Genomic DNA, 23,045 nt, shown 5'->3' on the forward strand with positions numbered 1-23,045 from the left:
GCGACCCGTTTTTTACGGTGGCAGCCAGAGTTTTTACCCGGAGGCGGTGCTGCGCACCTTCCCGGGCTACCCGACCGCACTGGCCCGTAGCCCGGAGGCGGTAAAAGAACTACAGCAGCGCTTTCGCTTTCGCGACCACGTTATCCACGGTGAAGCCAAACTCTTCAAACAGCTGCTCCGCCGGCGCAGACTCACCGAAGGTGGTCATGCCAACGATCGCGCCGTTCAGGCCCACGTATTTGAACCAGTAGTCGGCGATACCCGCTTCGATGGCCACGCGCGCAGAGACGGCTTTCGGCAGCACGGCTTCACGGTAAGCGGCATCCTGCTTGTCGAACGCGTCGGTGGACGGCATGGAAACCACGCGCGCCTTCACGCCTTCGGCAGTCAGTTTTTCGTAAGCGGCAACCGCCAGCTCCACTTCAGAACCGGTGGCGATGAAGATCAGCTCCGGCTGTCCCGCGCAGTCTTTCAGCACGTAGCCGCCGCGGGCGACGTTCGCCAGCTGCTCTTCGGTACGCTCCTGCTGCGCCAGGTTCTGACGGGAGAGGATCAGCGCGGTCGGGCCGTCCTGACGCTCTACGCCGTATTTCCACGCGATGGCGGATTCCACCTGGTCGCACGGACGCCATGTTGACATGTTCGGGGTGACGCGCAGGGAAGCCACCTGCTCAACCGGCTGGTGCGTCGGGCCGTCTTCGCCCAGACCGATGGAGTCGTGGGTGTAGACCATCACCTGACGCTGTTTCATCAGCGCCGCCATACGTACCGCGTTACGCGCGTACTCGACGAACATCAGGAAGGTGGAGGTGTACGGCAGGAAACCACCGTGCAGGGCGATACCGTTGGCAATCGCGGTCATACCGAATTCACGTACGCCGTAGTGGATATAGTTACCGGCAGTGTCTTCGTTGATGGCCTTAGAGCCGGACCACAGGGTCAGGTTACTTGGCGCCAGGTCAGCGGAGCCGCCGAGGAACTCAGGCAGCAGCGGGCCGAAGGCTTCAATGGCGTTCTGGGACGCTTTACGGCTGGCGATTTTCGCCGGGTTAGCCTGCAGCTTCGCGATGAATTCGTTCGCTTTCGCGTCGAAATCAGCCGGCATCTCGCCTTTCATACGGCGGGTAAACTCGGCGGCTTCCTGCGGGAAGGCTTTGGCGTAGGCGGCGAATTTCTCGTTCCACGCGGACTCTTTCGCCTGGCCTGCTTCTTTGGCATCCCACTGGGCATAGATTTCAGACGGGATTTCAAACGCCGGGTGTTTCCAGCCGAGCGCTTCGCGGGTCAGCGCGATTTCCGCGTCGCCCAGCGGCGCGCCGTGGGAGTCGTGGGTACCGGCTTTGTTCGGCGAACCGAAACCGATGATGGTTTTGCACATCAGCAGGGACGGTTTGTCGGTGACCGCACGCGCTTCTTCTACCGCGCGTTTAATCGAGTCAGCATCGTGACCGTCAACGCCGCGCACCACGTGCCAGCCGTAGGCTTCAAAACGCTTCGCGGTGTCATCGGTGAACCAGCCTTCCACGTGACCGTCGATAGAGATGCCGTTGTCGTCATAGAACGCCACCAGCTTGCCCAGTTTCAGGGTACCGGCCAGGGAGCATACCTCGTGAGAGATACCTTCCATCATGCAGCCGTCGCCCATGAACGCGTAGGTGAAGTGGTCAACAATGTCGTGGCCCGGGCGGTTGAACTGCGCCGCCAGAGTTTTCTCCGCGATGGCCATACCAACCGCATTCGCAATACCCTGACCCAGCGGACCGGTGGTGGTTTCCACGCCCGCGGTGTAGCCGACTTCCGGGTGACCCGGCGTTTTAGAGTGCAGCTGACGGAAGTTCTTCAGCTCTTCAATCGGCAGATCATAACCGGTGAGGTGCAGCAGGCTGTAAATCAGCATGGAACCGTGGCCGTTGGACAGGACAAAACGGTCGCGGTCGGCCCAGGACGGGTTCTGCGGGTTATGATTCAGGAAATCACGCCACAGGACTTCGGCAATGTCAGCCATACCCATCGGGGCACCCGGGTGACCGGATTTGGCTTTCTGTACTGCGTCCATGCTCAGCGCACGAATAGCGTTAGCAAGCTCTTTACGTGAGGACATTTTGACTCCAGATCGGATAATGAAGGCCATGCCCGCAACGACTTGACGACAGCGCGTTTTGGGCTACGCCGGAAAAAAGTGTGAACAATGTAACCTAAGCGGCAAAGCATGTACATGGAGCATCCTTTTGCCGTTTAAGAAATCTCTGGAACACGTTGTGCTACGGCGTAATCCTCTCGCCCGCATTCTCATATAGTATTTATAATTTGCACAGGATACGGCAGGCAGCCATCGCCGTTTTTTCGGATAAATAACCATAAGATTGTGGAAGATAAAAAAATGAAAATTCGCTCAGCTCTTCTTGCCCTTGGGATCGCAGCCACGCTTACCGGATGCCAGAACATGGATTCCAACGGCCTGCTTAGCTCCGGCGCGGAGGCTTTCCAGGCTTATTCGCTCAGCGACGAGCAGGTGAAAACCTTAAGCGACAAAGCCTGTCAGGAGATGGATGCGAAAGCGACTATCGCGCCTGCCAGCAGTGAATACAGCAAACGCCTGAGTAAAATCGCCGCCGCGCTGGGGGATAACATTAACGGTCAGCCGGTGAACTACAAGGTGTATCAAACTAAAGACGTTAACGCCTTCGCCATGGCTAACGGCTGCATCCGCGTTTACAGCGGACTGATGGATTTGATGAATGATAATGAAGTCGAAGCGGTTATCGGCCACGAAATGGGCCACGTCGCGCTGGGCCACGTGAAGAAAGGGATGCAGGTAGCGCTGGGCACCAACGCGGTACGCGCGGCGGCGGCCTCCGCGGGCGGCATCGTCGGCAGCCTGTCGCAGTCGCAGCTGGGCGATCTGGGCGAGAAGCTGGTGAACTCGCAGTTCTCCCAGCGTCAGGAATCGGAAGCGGACGACTACTCGTACGATCTGCTGCGCAAGCGCGGCATTAATCCGGCAGGACTTGCCACCAGCTTCGAGAAACTGGCGCAGCTGGAAGCCGGACGCCAAAGCTCCATGTTTGATGACCACCCGGCATCGGAAGCACGCGCTCAGCATATCCGCGATCGCATGAAGGCCGACGGGATTAAGTAAGCCCCGGCTCCCCAAGTGGCATAACAAACAGAATTGGGGGAGCTTATCGGTATGCCGGGTAGCGGCTCACACCTTACCCGGCAACACAACCTGCACTCATTCTTAGGCCGGTGCAAGCACTGCGCCTCCAGGTCGTTCGAGGAAAACGCACGCTGTAAGCGACCTGATTATTCGCCTTTTTTCGCCGCCTGAATGTAGAGCATTTCCAGCGCCAGCGTCGCCGCCGCCAGGGCGGTGATTTCGGACTGGTCGTAGGCCGGAGCGACTTCCACCACGTCCATGCCGACGATGTTCAGATCCTTCAGGCCGCGCACCAGCTTGATCGCACGATCGGAGGTCAGGCCGCCGATCACCGGCGTACCGGTACCCGGGGCAAACGCCGGATCCAGGCAGTCGATATCAAAGGTCAGGTACACCGGCATATCGCCGACGATCTGTTTCACCTGCGCAATCACATCGTCAACGCTGCGATCGTTTACCTGGCCCGCATCCAGCACCGTGAAGCCGTTGTCTTTATCAAACTCGGTACGGATACCGATCTGCACCGAATGATTCGGATCGATCAGGCCTTCGTTCGGCGCGGTGTAGAACATGGTGCCGTGGTCAAATTCGCAGCCATTGGCGTAGGTATCGGTATGGGCGTCGAAATGCACCAGCGCCATTTTGCCAAAGTGCTTCGCATGAGCGCGCAGCAGCGGCAGCGTCACAAAGTGGTCGCCGCCAAAAGAGAGCATGCGTTTTCCTGCCGCCAGCAGTTTTTCCGCGTGGGCCTGCAGCTTTTCACTCATTTCACGCGCGTCGCCAAAGGCGTAAACCAGATCGCCGCAGTCCACGACGTTCAGGCGCTCGCGCATGTCAAAATTCCACGGGAAGCGGTTGTGCTCCCACGCAAGGTTCGTCGACACCTGGCGGATCGCCGCCGGGCCATGACGGCCGCCCGCGCGTCCGGAGGTCGCCATATCAAACGGTACGCCGGTGATGACCCAGTCCGCATCGCTGTCGTACGGCATGAAATTCATCGGTAGACGCAGAAAACCAAATGCGTTGGATACCAGGGAGTTATCGTATTGATGACCTAAGGTGCTCATGGGTATGACCTCTTTTACAGTCGTTGTATTGAAATACAAATATAAAAAAACCCTTCCGCGTCGTTAGGCCCGACGAGGAAGGGTTTGAATGAGTTTACTGCTTAGTTGGCCGAATTATCGCCGTAAATGTCTACGCGTTCAAGTGAGTCTGGCAAGTGGTGAACCAGGCCTCTCTCTCCCTCTTCCCTCTCCGCTACGGAGAGGGCATAGATCACTCGTCTTCCAGATAAGTGTAGCCGTATAAACCGGCCTCGAACTCTTCAAGGAACTGCTGCTGCAGGTCAGCGTCGAGATCGGTCTTTTTCACCTGATCGCGGAACTGGGTCAACAGCGTGTTCGGATCGAGCTGCACGTACTGCAGCATATCCGCGACGGTATCCCCTTCATCAGACAGCTCCACTTCGACGCTGCCGTCAGGGAAGACAAACACGTCGACGGCTTCCGTATCGCCGAACAGGTTGTGCATATTGCCGAGGATCTCCTGGTAGGCGCCTACCATAAAGAAGCCCAGCATCGGCGGGTTATCCGGATCGTATTCCGGCATCGGCATGGTGGTCGCAATACCGTCGCCATCCACATAGTGGTCAATCGCGCCGTCGGAGTCGCAGGTGATATCCAGCAGCACCGCGCGGCGTTCCGGCACCATATTCAGCCCTTCCAGCGGCATCACCGGGAATAGCTGATCGATACCCCAGGCGTCCGGCATCGACTGGAACAGGGAGAAGTTGACGTAGATCTTATCCGCCATACGCTCCTGCAGTTCGTCGATAATTGGGCGATGCGCGCGGTTGCTGGGATCGAGCTGTTTCTGCACTTCATGGCACATATTGAGATACAGCTGCTCGGCCCAGGCGCGCTCCTGAAGATTAAAGGTGCCGGAGGAGTAGCCGATATGAATATCGTGCAGATCCATCTGGCTGTCGTGCAGCCATTCGCGCAGCGAGCGGCGATTGCCGGTTTCCTGCATCTCCTGCCAGGTTTCCCACATGCTTTGCAGAGGACGCGCGGCGTCTTCCGCGGGCGGGGTCGCCTCGGTATATTCGTTACGCTCAACGCCGATAATATTCGATACCAGCACGGTGTGGTGCGCCGTGACCGCGCGGCCGGATTCGGTGATCACCGTCGGGTGCGGCAGGCCGTTCTCTTCACAGGCATCGCCAATCGCCCAGATGATGTTGTTGGCGTATTCGTTCAGGCCGTAGTTCACCGAGCAGTCGGACTGCGAACGGGTCCCTTCATAGTCGACGCCGAGACCGCCGCCAACGTCGAAGCACTGAATATTCACGCCCAGCTTGTGCAGCTCAACGTAGAAACGCGACGATTCGCGCACGCCGGTGGCGATATCGCGAATATTGGCCATCTGCGAGCCAAGGTGGAAGTGCAGCAGCTGCAGGCTGTCCAGATGCCCGGCTGAGCGCAGAATTTCAACCAGCTGCAGAACCTGGGTCGCCGCGAGGCCAAATTTGGATTTTTCGCCGCCGGAGGACTGCCACTTACCGGAGCCCTGCGAAGCCAGACGCGCGCGCACGCCGAGACGCGGCACCACGTTCAGCCGCTCGGCCTCTTCCAGCACGATGGCGATTTCGGACATTTTCTCGATGACCAGATAGACCTTGTGGCCCATCTTTTCGCCCACCAGCGCCAGGCGGATATATTCACGGTCTTTATAACCGTTACAGACAATCACGCTGCGGGTCATACCGGCGTGCGCCAGTACCGCCATCAGCTCGGCCTTGGAGCCAGCTTCCAGGCCCAGCGGCTCGCCGGAGTGGATCAGCGATTCAATCACGCGGCGATGCTGGTTAACCTTGATCGGATAAACCAGAAAGTAGTCACCGTTATAGCCATAAGATTCGCGCGCGCGTTTAAAGGCGGCGTTAATCGAACGCAGGCGGTGCTGCAAAATCTGCGGGAAGCAGAACAGCGCAGGCAGGCGCTGCCCCTGAGCTTCACGCGCTTTCACCAGCTCGGCAAGGTCAACGCGCGCTTCCGGGACGTCAGGATCCGGGCAGACGCTAATATGGCCCAGTTCGTTAACGTCGTAGTAGTTATTACCCCACCAGGCAATATTGTAAGTACGTAGCATCTTGCTGGCTTCCTGGGAGCTCATCGCAACCTCCTGCATGGAACGTAGTACACCGTGATCGCCTGCTGACGAAGGCGAAGATAAAGACATGTCGTCAGACATAGCGAACCTCAAATTTTAGTAACAAGTGTAAAACAGTTGACTACTATCGCAATCCGAAGAAGCGATAACAACCCATAAACAGTCCGAAATCCCAGTAGATAGTGCTGGTCTTGCGGCTGAGCGACCGGTTTCTTATTCATATCATCGTAAAACACGTACCCGAACGGAGTATGACAGTCCGGAGAAACCACGAGAAAACCCTTGCTATCGCAAGAGCGCCCTTGTTCAGTTTTCCAGCAGCCTGCCGGCCCGGGAATCCTGAGAAGCGCCGAGATGGGTAGAACATCGGCTGGTTTGCATGAGAGAGATGCGGATTGAGGAGTAGTGACGCGCGACGGAACGACGCGACGAATCAGGCGAAAAACGTGGGTTCATTATCTGGTATCACCTCCACACTGCCCCGAGTCGGGCCAGCGACAAGCCAAAGCTATAGGTTCCGGACAGCCAGCGAAAACGCCGCTGCGGGACTCTGTCAATAGAGACTGCTTAACCCGGCTGGAAGTGGCGTCACGAGGTGAGTGCTCGTGCGCTGTTTTAATGAGCCGCGCGCGGCGTTTTATACCGAGAAGCGGGGTAAAAAGCAAAATAAAAATATGCGCGTTGCCGGGTATTGTCAGGAAAAATTGCCACTGCCCTTTTTCTATAAATGCGACGAATATCAAAAAAGGCTGGAAATGGGGTCAAGAACTGCCCTAAAATAGCCGTCCAGAAGTTAATCCATCTATACTGATTAACACTCAGACTGCTCGTGTCACTACCTGCAAGCTTTGGTAGAGTCATCCGTCAAAGCCATTCTACACAACAGTATGAGCTACCCGAATCGTCCACAGGTGAAATAAAACATGGCAAAACACCTCTTTACGTCAGAGTCCGTATCAGAAGGGCATCCCGACAAAATTGCTGACCAAATCTCCGACGCCGTGCTGGATGCGATCCTCGAACAGGATCCGAAAGCGCGCGTAGCATGTGAAACCTACGTCAAAACCGGTATGGTTCTGGTCGGTGGTGAAATCACCACCAGCGCATGGGTTGATATCGAAGAGATCACCCGCAACACGGTCCGTGAAATTGGCTACGTGCATTCCGATATGGGCTTTGACGCCAACTCCTGCGCGGTGCTGAGCGCCATCGGTAAACAGTCTCCGGACATCAACCAAGGCGTTGACCGTGCCGATCCGCTGGAACAGGGCGCGGGCGACCAGGGCCTGATGTTTGGCTACGCCACTAACGAAACCGACGTGCTGATGCCGGCGCCGATCACCTATGCGCACCGTCTGGTGCAGCGTCAGGCTGAAGTGCGTAAAAACGGCACCCTGCCGTGGCTGCGCCCGGATGCGAAAAGCCAGGTCACCTTCCAGTACGACGACGGCGAAGTTGTCGGTATTGATGCGGTCGTTCTCTCCACACAGCACGCCGAAAGCATCGATCAGAAATCGCTGCAGGAAGCGGTGATGGAAGAGATCATCAAACCGGTTCTGCCGACCGAGTGGCTGAACAGCGCGACCAAATTCTTTATCAACCCAACCGGCCGTTTTGTTATCGGCGGCCCCATGGGCGACTGCGGCCTGACCGGGCGTAAAATCATCGTTGATACCTACGGCGGCATGGCTCGTCACGGCGGCGGCGCGTTCTCCGGTAAAGATCCGTCTAAAGTGGACCGTTCTGCGGCCTATGCGGCGCGCTATGTGGCGAAAAACATCGTTGCCGCTGGCCTGGCCGATCGTTGCGAAATCCAGGTTTCCTACGCCATCGGCGTGGCGGAGCCAACTTCAATCATGGTTGAAACCTTCGGTACCGAAAAAGTGCCTTCTGAGCAGCTGACCCTGCTGGTGCGCGAGTTCTTTGACCTGCGTCCGTATGGCCTGATTCAGATGCTGGATCTGCTGCACCCGATCTACAAAGAGACGGCGGCATACGGCCACTTTGGCCGCGAGCATTTCCCGTGGGAAAAAACCGACAAAGCGGCCCAGCTGCGCGAAGCGTCCGGTCTGAAATAAGACGCCGCTCTCCTCGCTTTCAAGGCCAGCCTCGCGCTGGCCTTTTTATTTTACGCCCCTCAGCCGCCCGGCATACCGCCTGCAACTCCCTTTTATGGAAGCGATTACATCATATGCAGAGCAAACCTTTTCCGTTATTGCATGCAAAATGTAATAAGACTTCACTTTGTTACACAATATTTCAGTAAAGTCCGATTAGCGCTTTTAATTTCTTGAGCTAAACTTAATTAATATACTGATTTAAATGCGTTTATAGTCATTACGTTTCTTTACTCTAGTGTAACCGATTACACAGCCGTGATTACTATCACATTTTTTTACGACGTATTTACCTACCCTACGCATCGACAAGATCAATAACTCAACCGGAGGGCGTTATGCCTGACAACAAAAAACAAGGGCGTTCCAACAAGACGATGACGTTCTTTGTCTGTTTCCTCGCCGCACTGGCTGGCCTGCTGTTCGGCCTTGATATCGGTGTTATTGCGGGTGCCTTACCCTTTATTGCCAACGAGTTCCAGATAAGCGCCCACACTCAGGAGTGGGTGGTCAGCTCTATGATGTTCGGCGCCGCCGTCGGCGCGGTGGGCAGCGGCTGGCTCTCCTTCAAACTCGGGCGTAAAAAAAGCCTGATGATTGGCGCCATCCTGTTCGTTGCCGGCTCGCTGTTCTCCGCCGCCGCACCGAACGTGGAAGTGCTGCTGCTCTCCCGCGTGCTGCTCGGCCTTGCCGTGGGCGTCGCCTCCTACACCGCCCCGCTGTATCTGTCTGAAATCGCCCCGGAAAAAATCCGCGGCAGCATGATTTCGATGTATCAGCTGATGATTACCATTGGTATTCTCGGCGCCTATCTTTCCGATACGGCATTCAGCTACAGCGGCGCCTGGCGCTGGATGCTCGGGGTGATTATTATCCCGGCGGTGCTGTTGCTGATTGGCGTGGTTTTCCTGCCTGACAGCCCGCGCTGGTTTGCCGCTAAGCGCCGCTTTGTCGACGCCGAACGCGTCCTGCTGCGCCTGCGCGACACCAGCGCTGAAGCGAAACGCGAGCTGGATGAGATCCGCGAAAGCCTGAAGGTAAAACAGTCCGGCTGGTCGCTGTTTAAAGAAAACAGCAACTTCCGCCGTGCGGTATTCCTCGGCGTCCTGCTGCAGGTGATGCAACAGTTCACCGGTATGAACGTCATCATGTACTACGCGCCGAAGATTTTTGAACTGGCGGGCTATACCAACACCACCGAACAGATGTGGGGAACCGTCATCGTGGGGCTGACCAACGTTCTGGCGACCTTTATCGCCATCGGACTGGTTGACCGCTGGGGCCGTAAGCCGACGCTGATCCTCGGCTTTATCGTTATGGCGCTCGGCATGGGCGTACTGGGCAGCATGATGCATATCGGCATTCACTCCGCCACGGCGCAGTACTTTGCCGTCCTGATGCTGCTGATGTTTATCGTTGGCTTTGCGATGAGCGCCGGCCCGCTGATTTGGGTGCTGTGCTCCGAAATCCAGCCGCTGAAAGGGCGTGATTTCGGTATCACCTGCTCAACGGCCACCAACTGGATTGCCAACATGATCGTCGGCGCGACCTTCCTGACCATGCTGAACTCGCTGGGCAGCGCCAACACCTTCTGGGTCTATGGCGGCCTGAACATCCTGTTCATCTTCCTGACCCTGTGGCTGATCCCGGAAACCAAAAACGTTTCGCTGGAACATATCGAACGTAACCTGATGAAAGGCCGTAAGCTGCGCGAAATCGGCGCGCGCGACTAGACTAACCCGCTTCCTCCCTCCCGGGAGGAAGCTTCTTCTTGCTCTCCTCATCCCGCCGCACTATCCTCTGGCGCTATGAAAACACCCCGAATTCCCATTGCCCTCCAACAGGCCGTTATGCGCAGCCTGCGGGAAAATCTTGCCAAAGCGAACCTCAAGCTGGGACGACATTACCCTGAACCGGTGCTGGTTTATCAGCAGCGGGGAACCTCCGCCGGTACCGCCTGGCTGGAGAAAAATGAAATCCGCCTTAACCCGGTGCTGCTGCTGGAAAACCAGCAGGCGTTTATTGATGAAGTCGTGCCGCACGAGCTGGCCCACCTGCTGGTATGGAAGCACTTTGGCCGCGTGGCGCCGCACGGCAAAGAGTGGAAATGGATGATGGAAAGCGTGCTGGGCGTTCCTGCTCTGCGCACCCATCGTTTCGAACTCGATTCAGTGCGTAAAAATACCTTCCCCTACCGCTGCCAGTGCCAGCAGCACCAGCTTACCGTCCGCCGCCATAATCGCGTGATGCGCGGGGAGGCCACCTATCGCTGCGTGCGCTGCGGAGATGTTCTGGTGGCGGAAAAGTAATCTCCGGAAATAACTGGAAATTTTCTGATCTGACTGATTGCGTCTGGCAATCACATTCGATACGTTGCGGGCTCGTTTTGACACGGAGTTAACGATGTCCCGTATTCATATTTTTGCTGCCGCGTTTCTCAGCGCGGCGGTATGCGCCCCGCTTGCAGCGGAAGGAATCAACAGTTTTTCTCAGGCCAAGACCGCTGGGGTCAAGGTCAATGCCGACGCCCCCGGCGATTTCTACTGCGGCTGTAAAATCAACTGGCAGGGAAAAAAGGGGGTTATCGACCTGGAATCTTGTGGCTATAAAGTGCGTAAAAATGAAAATCGCGCCAGCCGGGTCGAGTGGGAGCATGTGGTTCCCGCGTGGCAGTTTGGCCATCAGCGTCAATGCTGGCAGGACGGCGGGCGTAAAAACTGCGCTAAAGATCCGGAATACCGCAAGATGGAAAGCGACATGCATAACCTGCAGCCGGCGGTCGGTGAGGTCAACGGCGACCGCGCCAACTTTATGTACAGCCAGTGGAACGGCGGCGAAGGCCAGTACGGCCAGTGCGCGATGAAGGTTGATTTTAAAGATAAAGTTGCCGAGCCGCCGGCTCGCGCCCGGGGCGCTATCGCCAGAACCTACTTCTATATGCGCGACCGCTACCAGCTCAATCTTTCCCGCCAGCAAACCCAGCTGTTTACCGCCTGGGATAAGCTGTACCCGGTAACAACCTGGGAGTGCGAACGCGACGCGCGTATTGCAAAAGTTCAGGGCAACCATAATCCTTACGTCCTGCAGGCTTGCCAGGCGCAAAAGAGCTAACCTACACTAGCGGCAATTGTTAATTTGCAGCTTCACTCCTTCCCCTGCCACGGGGGAGGAGAATATCTGCGCAAAGAACGGAATATCAAGCATGCGCATTCCTCGCATCCATCACCCGGAACCGATTACCACGGGTAGCCAGATAGCCCTTTCCGACGACGCGGCCAACCACGTCGGTCGCGTTTTACGCATGGGTAAAGGCCAGACAATTGAGCTTTTTGACGGCAGCAATCAGGTCTTCGAGGCGGTCATTGTCGAGGCAGGTAAGAAAAACGTTCTGGTTGACGTTCAGAGCAGCAAAATGGATAACCGCGAATCCCCGCTGCATATCCATTTAGGCCAGGTGATGTCCCGCGGCGAAAAAATGGAATTCACCATCCAGAAATCGATCGAACTTGGCGTAAGCCTCATAACGCCACTGTTTTCCGAGCGCTGTGGCGTTAAACTGGACGCCGAACGTTTGCAGAAGAAGATCCAGCAGTGGCAAAAAATCGCCATTGCCGCCTGCGAGCAAAGCGGCCGCAACGTGGTGCCGGAGATCCGCCCCGCCATGCAGCTTGAAGCCTGGTGCGCGGAGCAGGACGAGGGCCTGAAGCTTAATTTGCACCCTCGCGCCAGCGCCAGCATTAATACGCTGCCGCTGCCGGTCGAACGTATCCGGCTGCTGATTGGCCCGGAAGGCGGGCTTTCGGCAGAAGAGATAGCGATGACCGCTCGCTACCGGTTTACTGATATCTTGTTGGGACCGCGCGTTCTGCGTACAGAGACAACTGCGCTCACTGCCATTACCGCCCTGCAGGTGCGTTTTGGCGACTTAGGTTGAAGCGTTAACGGAGAAGAACAATGATTAAGCTCGGCATCGTGATGGACCCCATCGCAACCATCAACATCAAGAAAGACACCAGCTTCGCCATGTTGCTGGAGGCGCAGCGTCGCGGCTATGAACTCCATTATATGGAGATGAACGATCTGTACTTAATCAACGGCGAAGCCCGCGCCCGTACGCGTAAGCTGAGCGTCGAGCAGAACTACGATAAATGGTACGCGTTCAACGGCGAACAGGATCTGCCTCTGGCGGACCTTGACGTCATTCTGATGCGTAAAGATCCGCCGTTCGATACCGAGTTTATCTACGCGACCTACATCCTCGAACGCGCCGAAGAGCAAGGCACGCTGATCGTCAATAAGCCGCAGAGCCTGCGCGACTGTAACGAAAAGCTGTTTACCGCCTGGTTCTCCGAGCTGACTCCGGAAACGCTGGTCACCCGTAATAAAGCCCAGCTGAAAGCCTTCTGGGAAAAACATGGCGATGTCATTCTCAAACCGCTGGACGGTATGGGCGGCACCTCCATTTTCCGCGTTAAAGAGGGTGACCCCAACCTCGGCGTGATTACCGAGACGCTAACCGAGCTGGGCAGCCGCTACTGCATGGCGCAGAACTATCTGCCGGCCATTAAAGATGGCGATAAGCGCGTGCTGGTGGTTGACGGCGAGCCGGTTCCTTACAGCCTGGCCCGTATCCCGCAGGGCGGCGAAACCCGCGGTAACCTTGCGGCCGGTGGTCGTGGCGAAGCGCGCCCGCTGACCGAAAGCGACTGGGCTATCGCCCGCCGCGTGGGCCCGACGCTGAAGGCCAAAGGCTTAATCTTCGTCGGTCTGGATATCATTGGCGATCGCCTGACGGAAATTAACGTCACCAGCCCCACCTGCGTACGTGAAATCGAAGCCGCCTTCCCGATTTCCATTACCGGGATGCTGATGGATGCCATCGAGAAGCGCCTCAATAAATAAAGCGCTTATTCAGGCTACAGGCCAGCGCCTGTAGCCTGGAGCCAGCTCAGGAGATTCACGCTCAGGTTCATACCGGCAACGCGCCTTGAGCCTGCAAGATAAAGTGAATCGACACTCCCTTGCTTTACCCGCATACTGGGTGCTGCTTTTTTGAACCAGGAACAGAACCTCTGACAATGAATTTACAGCATCACTTTCTAATTGCCATGCCTGCTCTCCAGGACCCGATGTTCCGTCGCTCCGTAGTCTATATCTGCGAGTATAACGATGACGGTGCCATGGGCATCATCATCAATAAGCCGATGGAAAATCTGCAGGTTGAAGGGATCCTGGAGAAGTTAAAAATCACGCCTGAACCGCGCAATCCCGAGATTCGCCTGGATAAACCGGTGATGGTTGGCGGCCCGCTGGCCGAGGATCGGGGTTTTATACTGCATTCGCCGCCTTCCGACTTTTCTTCCAGCATTCGTATTTCCGATAACACGGTGATCACCACCTCCCGCGACGTGCTCGAAACGCTGGGTACGGATAAACAGCCGGACAACGTGCTGGTTGCGCTGGGCTATGCCTCCTGGGAGAAAGGCCAGCTGGAGCAAGAGATTCTGGATAACGCCTGGCTCACCGCGCCGGCCGATCGGAATATTTTGTTCAGCACGCCGATAGCTGACCGCTGGCGCGATGCTGCGAAGCTCATTGGCATCGATATCGTGACGATGCCAGCCGAAGCGGGGCATGCGTAATGAGCGGCACTTTTTTAGGCTTTGATTTTGGCACCAAAAGCATTGGCGTCGCCGTAGGGCAGCGCATCACAGGCACTGCCCGCCCCCTTCCCGCGTTGAAAGCGCAGGACGGTAAGCCTGACTGGAATATTATCGAAAAGCTGCTGAAAGAGTGGCAGCCCGAAGCCGTGATTGTCGGCCTGCCGCTGAATATGGACGGTACGGAACAGCCCCTCACCGCGCGCGCACGCAACTTCGCGAATAAAATCCACGGCCGCTTCGGCGTGCAAATAACCCTGCATGATGAACGTCTGAGCACGGTTGAAGCCAGAGCCGGGCTATTCGAACACGGTGGATTCCGGGCGCTCAATAAAGGCAGCGTGGATTCCGCTTCTGCAGTCATTATTCTGGAAAGCTACTTCGAGCAAAGTTTCTGAACATCAATGATGGCGCCCTACCGCAGCGGCAGGCGCCATCATCCTGATTTCATTTTTAGTGGCGCAAATGCTCATTCGCCCAGCTGACCGCCTGAGTCCGGTTCTTCACGCTTAGCTTACGGAACACGTTGTACAGATGGGTACGCACCGTGTTTTCACTGATAAACAGCGCGCGGGCAATATCCAGATTGGTCGCCCCGCAGCGAAGTTCATTCAGGATTTCACATTCACGCTCGGTCAGCGGTGAATTTTCCGCAGGCGCCGATACATGATCCGCAGCATACATCGCCGGGTGCATCACGCTCAATTCAGCCGTCTGTTCGCCGTTCAGCACAGCCTTAACGCCCTCAATTAAGCGCGATTCATCATCGTCATGACGGAAAACGCCGTACAGCGCTGGCCACTGCGCCATTTCGTAGAGCTCATACTTTTGCGCGCTATTGATAATCAATAAACGGGGGTTATCCGCCTGCAGACGAATAATGTCACGCCATACGCTATTCAACTTTTTATTTGAAACTGCAATATCAAATAATATTACAGAATCTTTCAAAAGACGCTGCGCGAGGGGTTTGTTAATATTTTGCAGAACGACTGATGCAGATAACTTCTCAGCCAGCCAGGTTGCGAATGCTTTGCTTTGAATAGAGGGGTGAGTAATAAAAGTAACCTGGTGAGAAAAAGCCGAATTCTCAGATAAATTAATCACTTAAAACTCTCCTTAGTTGATTCCCGCCTTCATAGCGGTTAAATGAATTAACAAGAATACGATCGCTGGTGTATTTATAAATTCAAACCAAACTTACACCTTGAAACATTATTCCATGGGAATTTTCCTATCCCTGTAAACAGCATAAATCGAATGCCTTAAGAGAGTCAAAAGATTATCAAACTTTTTTCCTGGTTATGGGAGGTTTATGTCAATTCGTTTTTCATAGCGTGCATTATTCGGCTTAATTTTAGGTACTTATTTGTAATATAAAATAATGATACCAAACATTAATAAAACATTATCATAACAAGCCATTGGTATGATGTCTGAATATAAAAGATGCAGCTATAAAAGACCCGCAGCCGTACGTTGCTGAAAGCTTTGCGTAAAAGTTTGCATCCCGAATTGCTGCCCGGTTTGCATCACGCCGGGCAGCTGATGCGTTTTCCCCTCGCGGATCAAATTCGCCACCGCCGGGGTATTAACCAAAAGCTCGTATAGCGCAACTCTTCCGCCAGCAGTATCCGGAAACAATTTTTGTGCCAGCACCGCGCATAAACTTCCCGCCAGCTGGCTACGAACCTGCTCTTTCTCCTGGGCAGGAAAAACATCCACCAGCCTTTCAACCGCCTGTGCCGCACCGCGCGTATGCAGCGTCGCCATAACCAGATGTCCGGTCTCCGCCGCGGTCAGTGCCAGGCGGATCGTTTCGCTGTCACGCAGTTCCCCTAGCAGAATGACATCCGGGTCCTGACGCAGCGCAGCGCGCAGGGCCGCGGCAAATGAGGGGCAGTGGCGACCTATTTCCCGCTGCTGGATCAGGCAGCGCTCGCTGCGGTGAATAAACTCAACCGGATCTTCCAGCGTCAGGATATGGCCATTGAGGCGCTGATTAAGATAGCCCACCATCGCCGCCAGGGTGGTGGATTTCCCGCTACCGGTGGCGCCCGTGACCAGGATAAGCCCGCTCTCCTCATTGAGCAGCTCCGTTAAGGCGGTCGGCGCGCCGAGATCCGCCAGCTGCGGACAGGTTTCCGCCAGCAGACGCAGGGCCAGCGACAGACCGCGGTTGTGGACAAATGCGCTGGCGCGCAGACGCGGCCCGTCCGCCGGAGCCAGCGCGAAATCGACCTGTCCGCAGGCCTGCCACTGGGCGAGCTGCTCGGCGTTGAGCCAATCAGCGAGTATCTTGCCAATATCCGGAGAGGTAAACGGCGCGGGCTCCAGCTTGCCCTGGCGACGCCAGCGCGGCGTTGAAGCATTGCACAGGTGTAGATCGGAGACGTTATGCTTTACACTAAGGGCCACTATTTCTTCCAGTTCCATAACTCATCCTCGGTATATGAACGATATTGCGCATAACCTGGCACAGGTCCGGGACAAAATCTCAGCCGCTGCCGCACGCTGCGGCCGTGCTCCAGAAGAAGTTACATTGCTTGCAGTCAGTAAAACGAAACCTGCGGGCGCTATCGAAGAAGCGATGGCCGCAGGCCAGGTCGCGTTTGGCGAAAATTATGTTCAGGAAGGGGTGGAGAAAATCCGCTACTTTCAGGAAAAGGGCGCAACCGGGCTACAGTGGCACTTTATAGGGCCGCTGCAGTCCAATAAAAGCCGTCTGGTGGCCGAGCATTTTGACTGGTGCCATACCGTCGATCGCCTGAAGATCGCCATGCGCCTTAGCGAACAGCGACCTGCGCAAATGACGCCGCTTAACGTACTGATTCAAATAAATATTAGCGATGAGCAGAGCAAGTCGGGCATTCCCGTTGACGAGCTGGACGCGCTGGCGGCAGAGATCGCGAAACTGCCGAATCTGCAGCTGCGCGGTTTAATGGCCATTCCCGCGCCAGAGTCAGAATATGTAAGGCAGTTTGCCGTCGCCCAACAAATGGCGGTAGCATTTGCGCGGCTAAAAACGCACTACCCTACCGTCGATACGTTGTCGCTGGGAATGTCGGATGATATGGAAGCCGCCATCGCGGCGGGAAGCACTATGGTGCGCATCGGAACCGCAATTTTCGGCGCGCGCGACTACAGCAAAAAATAAGGAATCTGAGGAACGCCATGAAGACGTTGACTTTCCTGCTCTCAACGGTCATTGAGCTTTACACAATGGTCGTGTTGTTACGCGTCTGGATGCAGTGGGCGCGCTGCGACTTTTATAACCCGTTTTCGCAGTTCGTGGTCAAGGCTACGCAGCCTGTCGTTGGGCCGCTGCGCCGCATTATCCCGGCGATGGGGCCGCTCGACAGCGCCTCCCTGCTGGTCGCCTTTATTCTCTGCGTCGTGAAAGCTATCGTGCTGTTTATGGTCGTCACCTTCCAGCCGATTATCTGGATCTCCGCGCTGCTGATCCTCATTAAAACCGTCGGCTCGCTGATATTCTGGGTTCTCCTGCTCATGGCAATCATGAGCTGGGTAAGCCAGGGACGCAGCCCGGTGGAATATGTCCTGATGCAGTTGGCCGATCCGCTGCTGCGTCCGATCCGCAGACTGCTGCCATCGATGGGCGGCATTGATTTCTCGCCGATGGTGCTGGTTCTGCTGCTGTACGTGATCAACATGGGTATCGCCGAACTGTTGCAGGCTACCGGCAACGTTCTGCTTCCGGGGCTGTGGATGGCGCTATGAGTGCCGTCGAAGCCTGCGCTGATGGGTTGGTCTTACGGCTGTATATTCAGCCTAAGGCCAGCCGCGACAGCATCGTTGGTTTACATGGCGACGAGCTTAAAGTCGCCATTACCGCGCCTCCCGTTGACGGCCAGGCCAACGCCCATCTGGTAAAATTCCTCGCCAAACAGTTTCGCGTAGCGAAAAGCCAGGTGCTTATTGAGAAAGGCGAACTGGGCCGCCACAAACAGATAAAAATCATTCATCCGCAGCAGATCCCCGATGGGGTCGCCGCCCTGAAAGAATAAACAGGATCTCATATGCAAAAAGTTGTTCTCGCCACCGGCAATCCCGGGAAAGTGCGCGAGCTGGCCTCGCTGCTGGCAGATTTTGGCCTCGATATCGTGGCGCAAACCGAACTGGGCGTGGATTCCGCAGAGGAAACCGGCCTGACCTTTATCGAAAACGCCATTCTGAAAGCGCGTCATGCCGCGCAGATTACCGGCCTCCCGGCCATCGCCGATGACTCAGGTCTGGCCGTTGATGCGTTAGGCGGCGCGCCCGGCATCTATTCCGCCCGCTATTCCGGCGAAGACGCGACCGACCAGCGCAATCTCGAAAAGCTGCTCGACGCGCTGCGCGACGTGCCTGACGATCGGCGCCAGGCGCAATTCCACTGCGTGCTGGTCTATCTGCGCCATGCGGAAGATCCCACCCCGCTGGTTTGCCACGGCAGCTGGCCGGGCATCATCGCTCGCGAAGCCGCAGGCAGCGGCGGCTTTGGTTACGACCCGATATTCTTTGTTCCGACGGAAGGTAAAACCGCAGCGGAGCTGAGCCGTGAAGAAAAGAGCGCCATTTCCCACCGCGGACGCGCGCTCAAACTGTTACTGGAAGCCTTACGTAATGGCTAATTTGCCGCCCCTGAGCCTCTATATTCACATCCCGTGGTGCGTGCAGAAATGCCCGTACTGCGATTTCAACTCGCATGCGTTGAAGGGCGAGGTACCGCACGACGACTACGTTCAGCATCTGCTGAACGATCTGCGGGCCGACGCCCACTATGCGCAGGGACGTGAAATCGGGACTATTTTCATCGGCGGCGGTACGCCGAGCCTGCTCTCAGGCCCGGCGATGCAAACTCTGCTCGACGGCGTGCGGGAAGCTCTTCCCCTGGCGGGCAACGCGGAAATCACGATGGAAGCCAACCCCGGCACCGTAGAAGCGGACCGTTTTGTCGAGTATCAGCGCGCAGGTATTAATCGCATCTCCATCGGCGTACAGAGCTTTAGCGAACAGAAGCTCCAGCGTCTCGGGCGCATCCACGGGCCGCAGGAAGCCAAACGCGCGGCAAACCTGGCAAGCGGTCTGGGACTGCGCAGCTTTAACCTCGATTTAATGCACGGTCTGCCGGATCAGTCTCTGGAAGAGGCGCTGGACGACCTGCGTCAGGCGATTGCGCTCAATCCGCCGCATCTCTCCTGGTATCAGCTGACCATTGAGCCAAACACCCTGTTTGGCTCGCGTCCGCCGACCCTGCCGGACGACGACGCGCTGTGGGATATTTATGAGCAGGGGCACAGCCTGCTCAGCGCGGCGGGCTATCAACAATATGAAACCTCCGCCTACGCTAAGCCGGGATATCAGTGCCAGCATAACCTGAACTACTGGCGCTTTGGCGACTACCTGGGCATTGGCTGCGGCGCGCACGGCAAAGTGTCCTTCCCGGACGGGCGCATTCTGCGGACGGCGAAAACCCGCCACCCGCGCGGCTATATGGAAGGCCGTTATCTGGAGCGCCAGCATGATGTGGAAGATGCGGATAAGCCGTTCGAGTTCTTTATGAACCGTTTCCGCCTGCTGGAAGCGGCGCCGCGAGATGAATTCAGCCGCTACACCGGGCTTGATGAGCGTACAATCCGTCCGCAAATCGATGCCGCCATTGCTGAGGGCTATCTGACGGAAGATGAGCGCTGCTGGCAGATTACCGAGCACGGTAAGCTCTTTTTGAACTCCCTTCTCGAATTATTCCTCAGCGAATAAACCTCGCTATGCTTATCCCGTTATAAAAATAACGGGATAATTAATTATTCATTTTTTCCGAAATATCAATATCCCTATTTCCGAATCATCTCAATTCAACATTTCCAATAAAAATAAATTCACATTCATTTATTAAAAATAAATATAACCTACCGCACAAAAATACGTATTTGATCGCCTGATTGCGAAAAAGTGTGAGTCAGAACAGCTTAAAGATGTACGACAACAAGGATAATATGTCATACAGAAACAAGGAATACCCTTTAAGATATTGACCAATTACCCTAAGTGCATGGAGCCGACTCATGAAAAAACTCTCTTTTTCTCGTTCTCTGGCGTGTGTATCTCTGCTTGCCCTGCTCGCTTCCGGCGCCAGCGCAGCTGAAAAAGTCACGTTAAAACTGGCACATAACCTCGAACGTAGCCACGTTGTCCATCAGGCCTTTGAGGCGATGTCCAAAGAGGTTAACCAACTTTCCAACGGTGATATGAAGATTCGTATATATCCCAGTAGCCAGATGGGCAGCGCGCGCGAAACGATGGAGCTATTACAAAACGGCGCGCTGGATATGACCAAAGGTTCCGCCAGCGATCTGGAATCATTCGATAACGTCTACGCGATATATAATTTACCGTTCCTGTTTAAAGATCAGAATCACTTCAATAAAGTCGTCTTTGGTGACGTGGGCAAGGAAATTATGGAGTCCACGAAAGATAAAGGATTCTTTGCGCTTTCCGCCTATGTTGCCGGGACCCGCAGTTTTTACGCCAAAAAGCCCATCACTAAACCGGAAGATTTAAAAGGATTGAAGATCCGCGTCCAGGCCAGCCCGACAACCTTAAAAATGGTCGAATTAATGGGCGGTTCGCCAACCCCTATTTCCTTTGGTGAAGTTTATACTGCCATGCAGCAGGGCGTGGTGGATGGCGCGGAGAACAACGTGCCTTCCTGGGTGCAAACGCGCCATATCGAAATCGCGAAAGTGTTCTCAGAAGATGAACATGCCTCCATCCCGGATTTCCTCGTTATTTCCAGTAAAACCTGGGACAAATTGACGCCGGATCAGCAGCAAATCCTGATCAAGGCGGCGAAAGCTTCCGAAGCGTATCAGCAAAAACTGTGGGACAAGATCGATGCCGACACCCGCGCGCAGGCCAAAGCCATGGGCGGCGAAATTATCAAAGTGGATAAAGCGCCGTTCCGCGCCGCCGTGCAGCCGCTGTTTGATGAGTTCAAAAAAGATCCGAAGCAGGCCGCCCTGCTGGCCAAATTTGAAGCTGCCGCCGAATAACACTTAGCGGGCCAGCCGCTGGCCCGCTTTCATCGGGAAAACAATGATGATACTTAACCGCATAAAGCTGGCGGTGGACCGCACGATCGCCGCATTCTCCGTCGCCGTTATGATTGCGCTGGTTGTTTGCGTCGTCTGGCAAGTGTTCAGCCGCTACGTACTCAACCAGCCCAGCACCCTGACCGACGAGCTGGCGCGCTTTTTGATGATCTGGGTCGGGCTACTGGGTGCGGCATATACCGTCGGCGCCCAGCGTCATCTGGCTATCGACTTACTGGCGATGACGCTCCCTCCCCGCAGGCAGGCGCTGCTCAGCGTCATCATTAATCTGCTGATCTTTATTTTTGCCGGATCGGTGATTGTGACCGGCGGCGTGAAGCTGATTGAAAAAACGCTGTCGACCTCCCAGGTCTCAGCGGCAATGCAGATCCCCATGGGCTACGTCTATCTGATCCTGCCGTTAACCGGCCTCATTATGATGTTTTACGCAGTATGTTTTGTCAGCAATGGGCTAAAAAACATGAAGCACGCTGAAGCGGGGGCAAATTGATGGACAGCTATATCGCACTGATGCTATTTGGCTCTTTCTTTATTCTGGTTTTTATTGGCGTACCTATCTCCTTCTCTATCGGCATCGCCACCGTCGGTTCAATGCTGCTGATGTTCCCGTGGGATATCGCGGTGATTACGGTTTCTCAGCGCCTGGCGAACGGCCTCGATAACTTCGCCCTGCTGGCGATTCCATTCTTTATCTTTGCCGGTACGCTGATGAATAGCGGCGGGATTGCCATACGCTTAATCAATCTGGCTCAGGTGATGGTCGGACGCGTACCGGGCTCTCTGGGCCACGTCAACGTGCTGGCAAACATGATGTTCGGCTCGATTTCAGGCTCGGCGGTCGCCGCCGCCGCCGCGGTAGGGGGCACGCTGAACCCCATTCAGACGCAGAAAGGCTACGATCCGGCTTTCTCCACGGCGGTGAACGTCTCGTCGTGCATCACGGGCCTGCTTATTCCGCCGTCAAACGTGCTGATCGTCTTTTCCCTGACGGCGGGCGGCGTGTCGGTCGCGTCGCTGTTTATGGCCGGCTATCTGCCGGGCATTCTGATGGGCCTGGCTATTATGGTGGTCTGTGCCGTCATTGCTAAACGTCGCGGCTATCCGGTTTCTGAACGCCCCACCTGCGCCCAGGCGGCAAAAGCGTTTTTCGACGCCCTGCCCAGCCTGCTGCTGGTGATTATTGTGATGGGCGGGATCCTCGGCGGCATTTTTACCGCTACCGAAGCGTCGGCTATCGCCGTGGTCTACACCTTTATCCTGTCGGTGCTCATTTATCGGGAAGTGAAATGGCGCGATCTGCCGAAGCTGATCCTTGAATCGGTGGTGATGACCTCTATCGTGCTGCTGCTGATCGGCTTTTCCGTCGGCATGTCGTGGGCGATGACCAACGCCGACATTCCCTACATGATAAGCGATGCGCTAATGGGGGTGTCAGAAAACCCGGTGGTGATACTGCTGCTGATTAATATCGTGCTGTTAATCGTTGGGATCTTTATGGACATGACCCCGGCGGTGCTGATTTTCACGCCGATATTCCTGCCCATCGCGCAGGATTTAGGGATGGACCCGGTGCATTTCGGCATCATGATGGTCGCCAACCTGTGCATCGGTCTGCTGACGCCGCCGGTAGGCAGCGCGCTGTTCGTTGGCTGCTCCATTTCCGGCGTTAAAATTCAGCAGCTCATCAAACCGCTGCTACCGTTCTACGCCGCCCTGCTGATCGCGCTGATGATGATTGTCTATATCCCGCAGATCTCGCTGTTTATTCCGCAGCTGCTGGGGCTGATGTGATCGACTGACCATAATCGCTACCTGCGGG

The 23,045-nt window shown here is 55.8% G+C and carries 24 protein-coding genes; 17 read left to right on the forward strand and 7 right to left on the reverse strand.

From position 1 onward, the window contains the following. Positions 1–109: 109 nt before the first annotated feature. Positions 110–2,101: a transketolase gene (tkt, locus tag CDA56_RS10915; RefSeq protein ID WP_004854129.1), complete on the reverse strand. Its 1,992-nt coding sequence runs from the start codon at positions 2,099–2,101 to the stop codon at positions 110–112. Positions 2,102–2,380: 279 nt separating this feature from the next. Between tkt and loiP the strand changes: the two genes are divergently transcribed. Beyond that, positions 2,381–3,139 (forward strand): metalloprotease LoiP, encoded by a 759-nt coding sequence (gene loiP, locus CDA56_RS10920; protein WP_025105944.1) that lies wholly within the window; start codon positions 2,381–2,383, stop codon positions 3,137–3,139. Positions 3,140–3,306: 167 nt separating this feature from the next. Here the strand turns inward: loiP and speB are convergent, their stop codons facing one another. From speB to CDA56_RS30890, 4 genes are all read right to left on the reverse strand, one after another. Further along, entirely contained in the window at positions 3,307–4,227 is a 921-nt protein-coding gene (gene speB, locus CDA56_RS10925; RefSeq protein WP_004205166.1) for an agmatinase, read from the reverse strand. Between the two features lie 211 nt (positions 4,228–4,438). Further along, complete coding sequence (gene speA, locus CDA56_RS10930) at positions 4,439–6,415, reverse strand: biosynthetic arginine decarboxylase (RefSeq protein ID WP_014226827.1); 1,977 nt, start codon at positions 6,413–6,415, stop codon at positions 4,439–4,441. 8 nt (positions 6,416–6,423) lie between these two features. Beyond that, complete coding sequence (gene yqgB / locus CDA56_RS10935; RefSeq protein ID WP_075210876.1) at positions 6,424–6,555, reverse strand: acid stress response protein YqgB; 132 nt, start codon at positions 6,553–6,555, stop codon at positions 6,424–6,426. Positions 6,556–6,640: 85 nt separating this feature from the next. Beyond that, entirely contained in the window at positions 6,641–6,790 is a 150-nt protein-coding gene (locus CDA56_RS30890; RefSeq protein ID WP_155774231.1) for a hypothetical protein, read from the reverse strand. A gap of 467 nt (positions 6,791–7,257) precedes the next feature. Between CDA56_RS30890 and metK the strand changes: the two genes are divergently transcribed. From metK to ruvX, 8 genes are all read left to right on the forward strand, one after another. After that, positions 7,258–8,412, forward strand: a complete 1,155-nt coding sequence (gene metK, locus CDA56_RS10945) for a methionine adenosyltransferase (protein WP_103813966.1) — start codon at positions 7,258–7,260, stop codon at positions 8,410–8,412. A gap of 377 nt (positions 8,413–8,789) precedes the next feature. Then, on the forward strand, positions 8,790–10,184 hold the full coding sequence (locus CDA56_RS10950) for a sugar porter family MFS transporter (RefSeq protein ID WP_004854145.1): 1,395 nt from the start codon (positions 8,790–8,792) through the stop codon (positions 10,182–10,184). 75 nt (positions 10,185–10,259) lie between these two features. Next, a complete protein-coding gene (locus CDA56_RS10955; protein WP_024274713.1) occupies positions 10,260–10,760 on the forward strand; it encodes a SprT family zinc-dependent metalloprotease in 501 nt (166 codons plus the stop codon). 94 nt (positions 10,761–10,854) lie between these two features. Further along, on the forward strand, positions 10,855–11,562 hold the full coding sequence (gene endA / locus CDA56_RS10960) for a deoxyribonuclease I (RefSeq protein ID WP_014226832.1): 708 nt from the start codon (positions 10,855–10,857) through the stop codon (positions 11,560–11,562). A 91-nt stretch (positions 11,563–11,653) separates the two neighbouring features. Beyond that, the gene (gene rsmE, locus CDA56_RS10965) at positions 11,654–12,385 is read left to right on the forward strand and encodes a 16S rRNA (uracil(1498)-N(3))-methyltransferase (RefSeq protein WP_032720268.1); all 732 of its coding nucleotides are present in this window, start codon (positions 11,654–11,656) and stop codon (positions 12,383–12,385) included. Positions 12,386–12,405: 20 nt separating this feature from the next. Continuing rightward, on the forward strand, positions 12,406–13,353 hold the full coding sequence (gshB, locus tag CDA56_RS10970; RefSeq protein WP_103813968.1) for a glutathione synthase: 948 nt from the start codon (positions 12,406–12,408) through the stop codon (positions 13,351–13,353). 176 nt (positions 13,354–13,529) lie between these two features. Then, positions 13,530–14,093 carry a YqgE/AlgH family protein gene (locus CDA56_RS10975; RefSeq protein ID WP_014226835.1) on the forward strand — a complete coding sequence of 188 codons (564 nt, stop codon included), beginning with the start codon at positions 13,530–13,532 and terminating at the stop codon, positions 14,091–14,093. Continuing rightward, positions 14,093–14,509 (forward strand): Holliday junction resolvase RuvX, encoded by a 417-nt coding sequence (gene ruvX, locus CDA56_RS10980; protein WP_014226836.1) that lies wholly within the window; start codon positions 14,093–14,095, stop codon positions 14,507–14,509. The genes CDA56_RS10975 and ruvX overlap by 1 nt, the downstream gene beginning before the upstream one ends. A gap of 55 nt (positions 14,510–14,564) precedes the next feature. Here ruvX and CDA56_RS10985 read toward each other — a convergent pair whose 3' ends face one another. Together CDA56_RS10985 and CDA56_RS10990 are read right to left on the reverse strand one after the other, a co-directional pair. After that, entirely contained in the window at positions 14,565–15,218 is a 654-nt protein-coding gene (locus CDA56_RS10985; RefSeq protein ID WP_014226837.1) for a LuxR C-terminal-related transcriptional regulator, read from the reverse strand. Between the two features lie 348 nt (positions 15,219–15,566). Further along, entirely contained in the window at positions 15,567–16,547 is a 981-nt protein-coding gene (locus CDA56_RS10990; protein ID WP_102803245.1) for a type IV pilus twitching motility protein PilT, read from the reverse strand. Positions 16,548–16,563: 16 nt separating this feature from the next. On the opposite strand from CDA56_RS10990, the gene CDA56_RS10995 reads away from it, so the two are divergent. From CDA56_RS10995 to CDA56_RS11030, 8 genes are all read left to right on the forward strand, one after another. Beyond that, positions 16,564–17,268 carry a YggS family pyridoxal phosphate-dependent enzyme gene (locus CDA56_RS10995; RefSeq protein ID WP_046877685.1) on the forward strand — a complete coding sequence of 235 codons (705 nt, stop codon included), beginning with the start codon at positions 16,564–16,566 and terminating at the stop codon, positions 17,266–17,268. Between the two features lie 17 nt (positions 17,269–17,285). Continuing rightward, positions 17,286–17,852, forward strand: coding sequence for a YggT family protein (locus CDA56_RS11000; RefSeq protein ID WP_004105714.1), 567 nt, complete (start codon positions 17,286–17,288; stop codon positions 17,850–17,852). Next, a complete protein-coding gene (gene yggU / locus CDA56_RS11005) occupies positions 17,849–18,139 on the forward strand; it encodes a DUF167 family protein YggU (RefSeq protein ID WP_004854155.1) in 291 nt (96 codons plus the stop codon). The genes CDA56_RS11000 and yggU overlap by 4 nt, the downstream gene beginning before the upstream one ends. 12 nt (positions 18,140–18,151) lie before the next feature. Next, the gene (locus tag CDA56_RS11010; protein ID WP_004854157.1) at positions 18,152–18,745 is read left to right on the forward strand and encodes an XTP/dITP diphosphatase; all 594 of its coding nucleotides are present in this window, start codon (positions 18,152–18,154) and stop codon (positions 18,743–18,745) included. Continuing rightward, complete coding sequence (gene hemW / locus CDA56_RS11015) at positions 18,738–19,874, forward strand: radical SAM family heme chaperone HemW (protein ID WP_102803246.1); 1,137 nt, start codon at positions 18,738–18,740, stop codon at positions 19,872–19,874. The genes CDA56_RS11010 and hemW overlap by 8 nt, the downstream gene beginning before the upstream one ends. Before the next feature lie 305 nt (positions 19,875–20,179). Beyond that, positions 20,180–21,166, forward strand: a complete 987-nt coding sequence (locus CDA56_RS11020) for a TRAP transporter substrate-binding protein (RefSeq protein ID WP_014839537.1) — start codon at positions 20,180–20,182, stop codon at positions 21,164–21,166. Between the two features lie 46 nt (positions 21,167–21,212). Further along, on the forward strand, positions 21,213–21,716 hold the full coding sequence (locus CDA56_RS11025) for a TRAP transporter small permease (protein WP_014226842.1): 504 nt from the start codon (positions 21,213–21,215) through the stop codon (positions 21,714–21,716). Next, complete coding sequence (locus CDA56_RS11030; protein ID WP_004105725.1) at positions 21,716–23,017, forward strand: TRAP transporter large permease; 1,302 nt, start codon at positions 21,716–21,718, stop codon at positions 23,015–23,017. Before CDA56_RS11025 ends, CDA56_RS11030 begins: the two co-directional genes overlap by 1 nt. The last annotated feature ends 28 nt before the right edge of the window (positions 23,018–23,045 follow it).

The organism is Klebsiella michiganensis, assembly GCF_002925905.1.
GTDB classification, from domain to species: domain Bacteria; phylum Pseudomonadota; class Gammaproteobacteria; order Enterobacterales; family Enterobacteriaceae; genus Klebsiella; species Klebsiella michiganensis.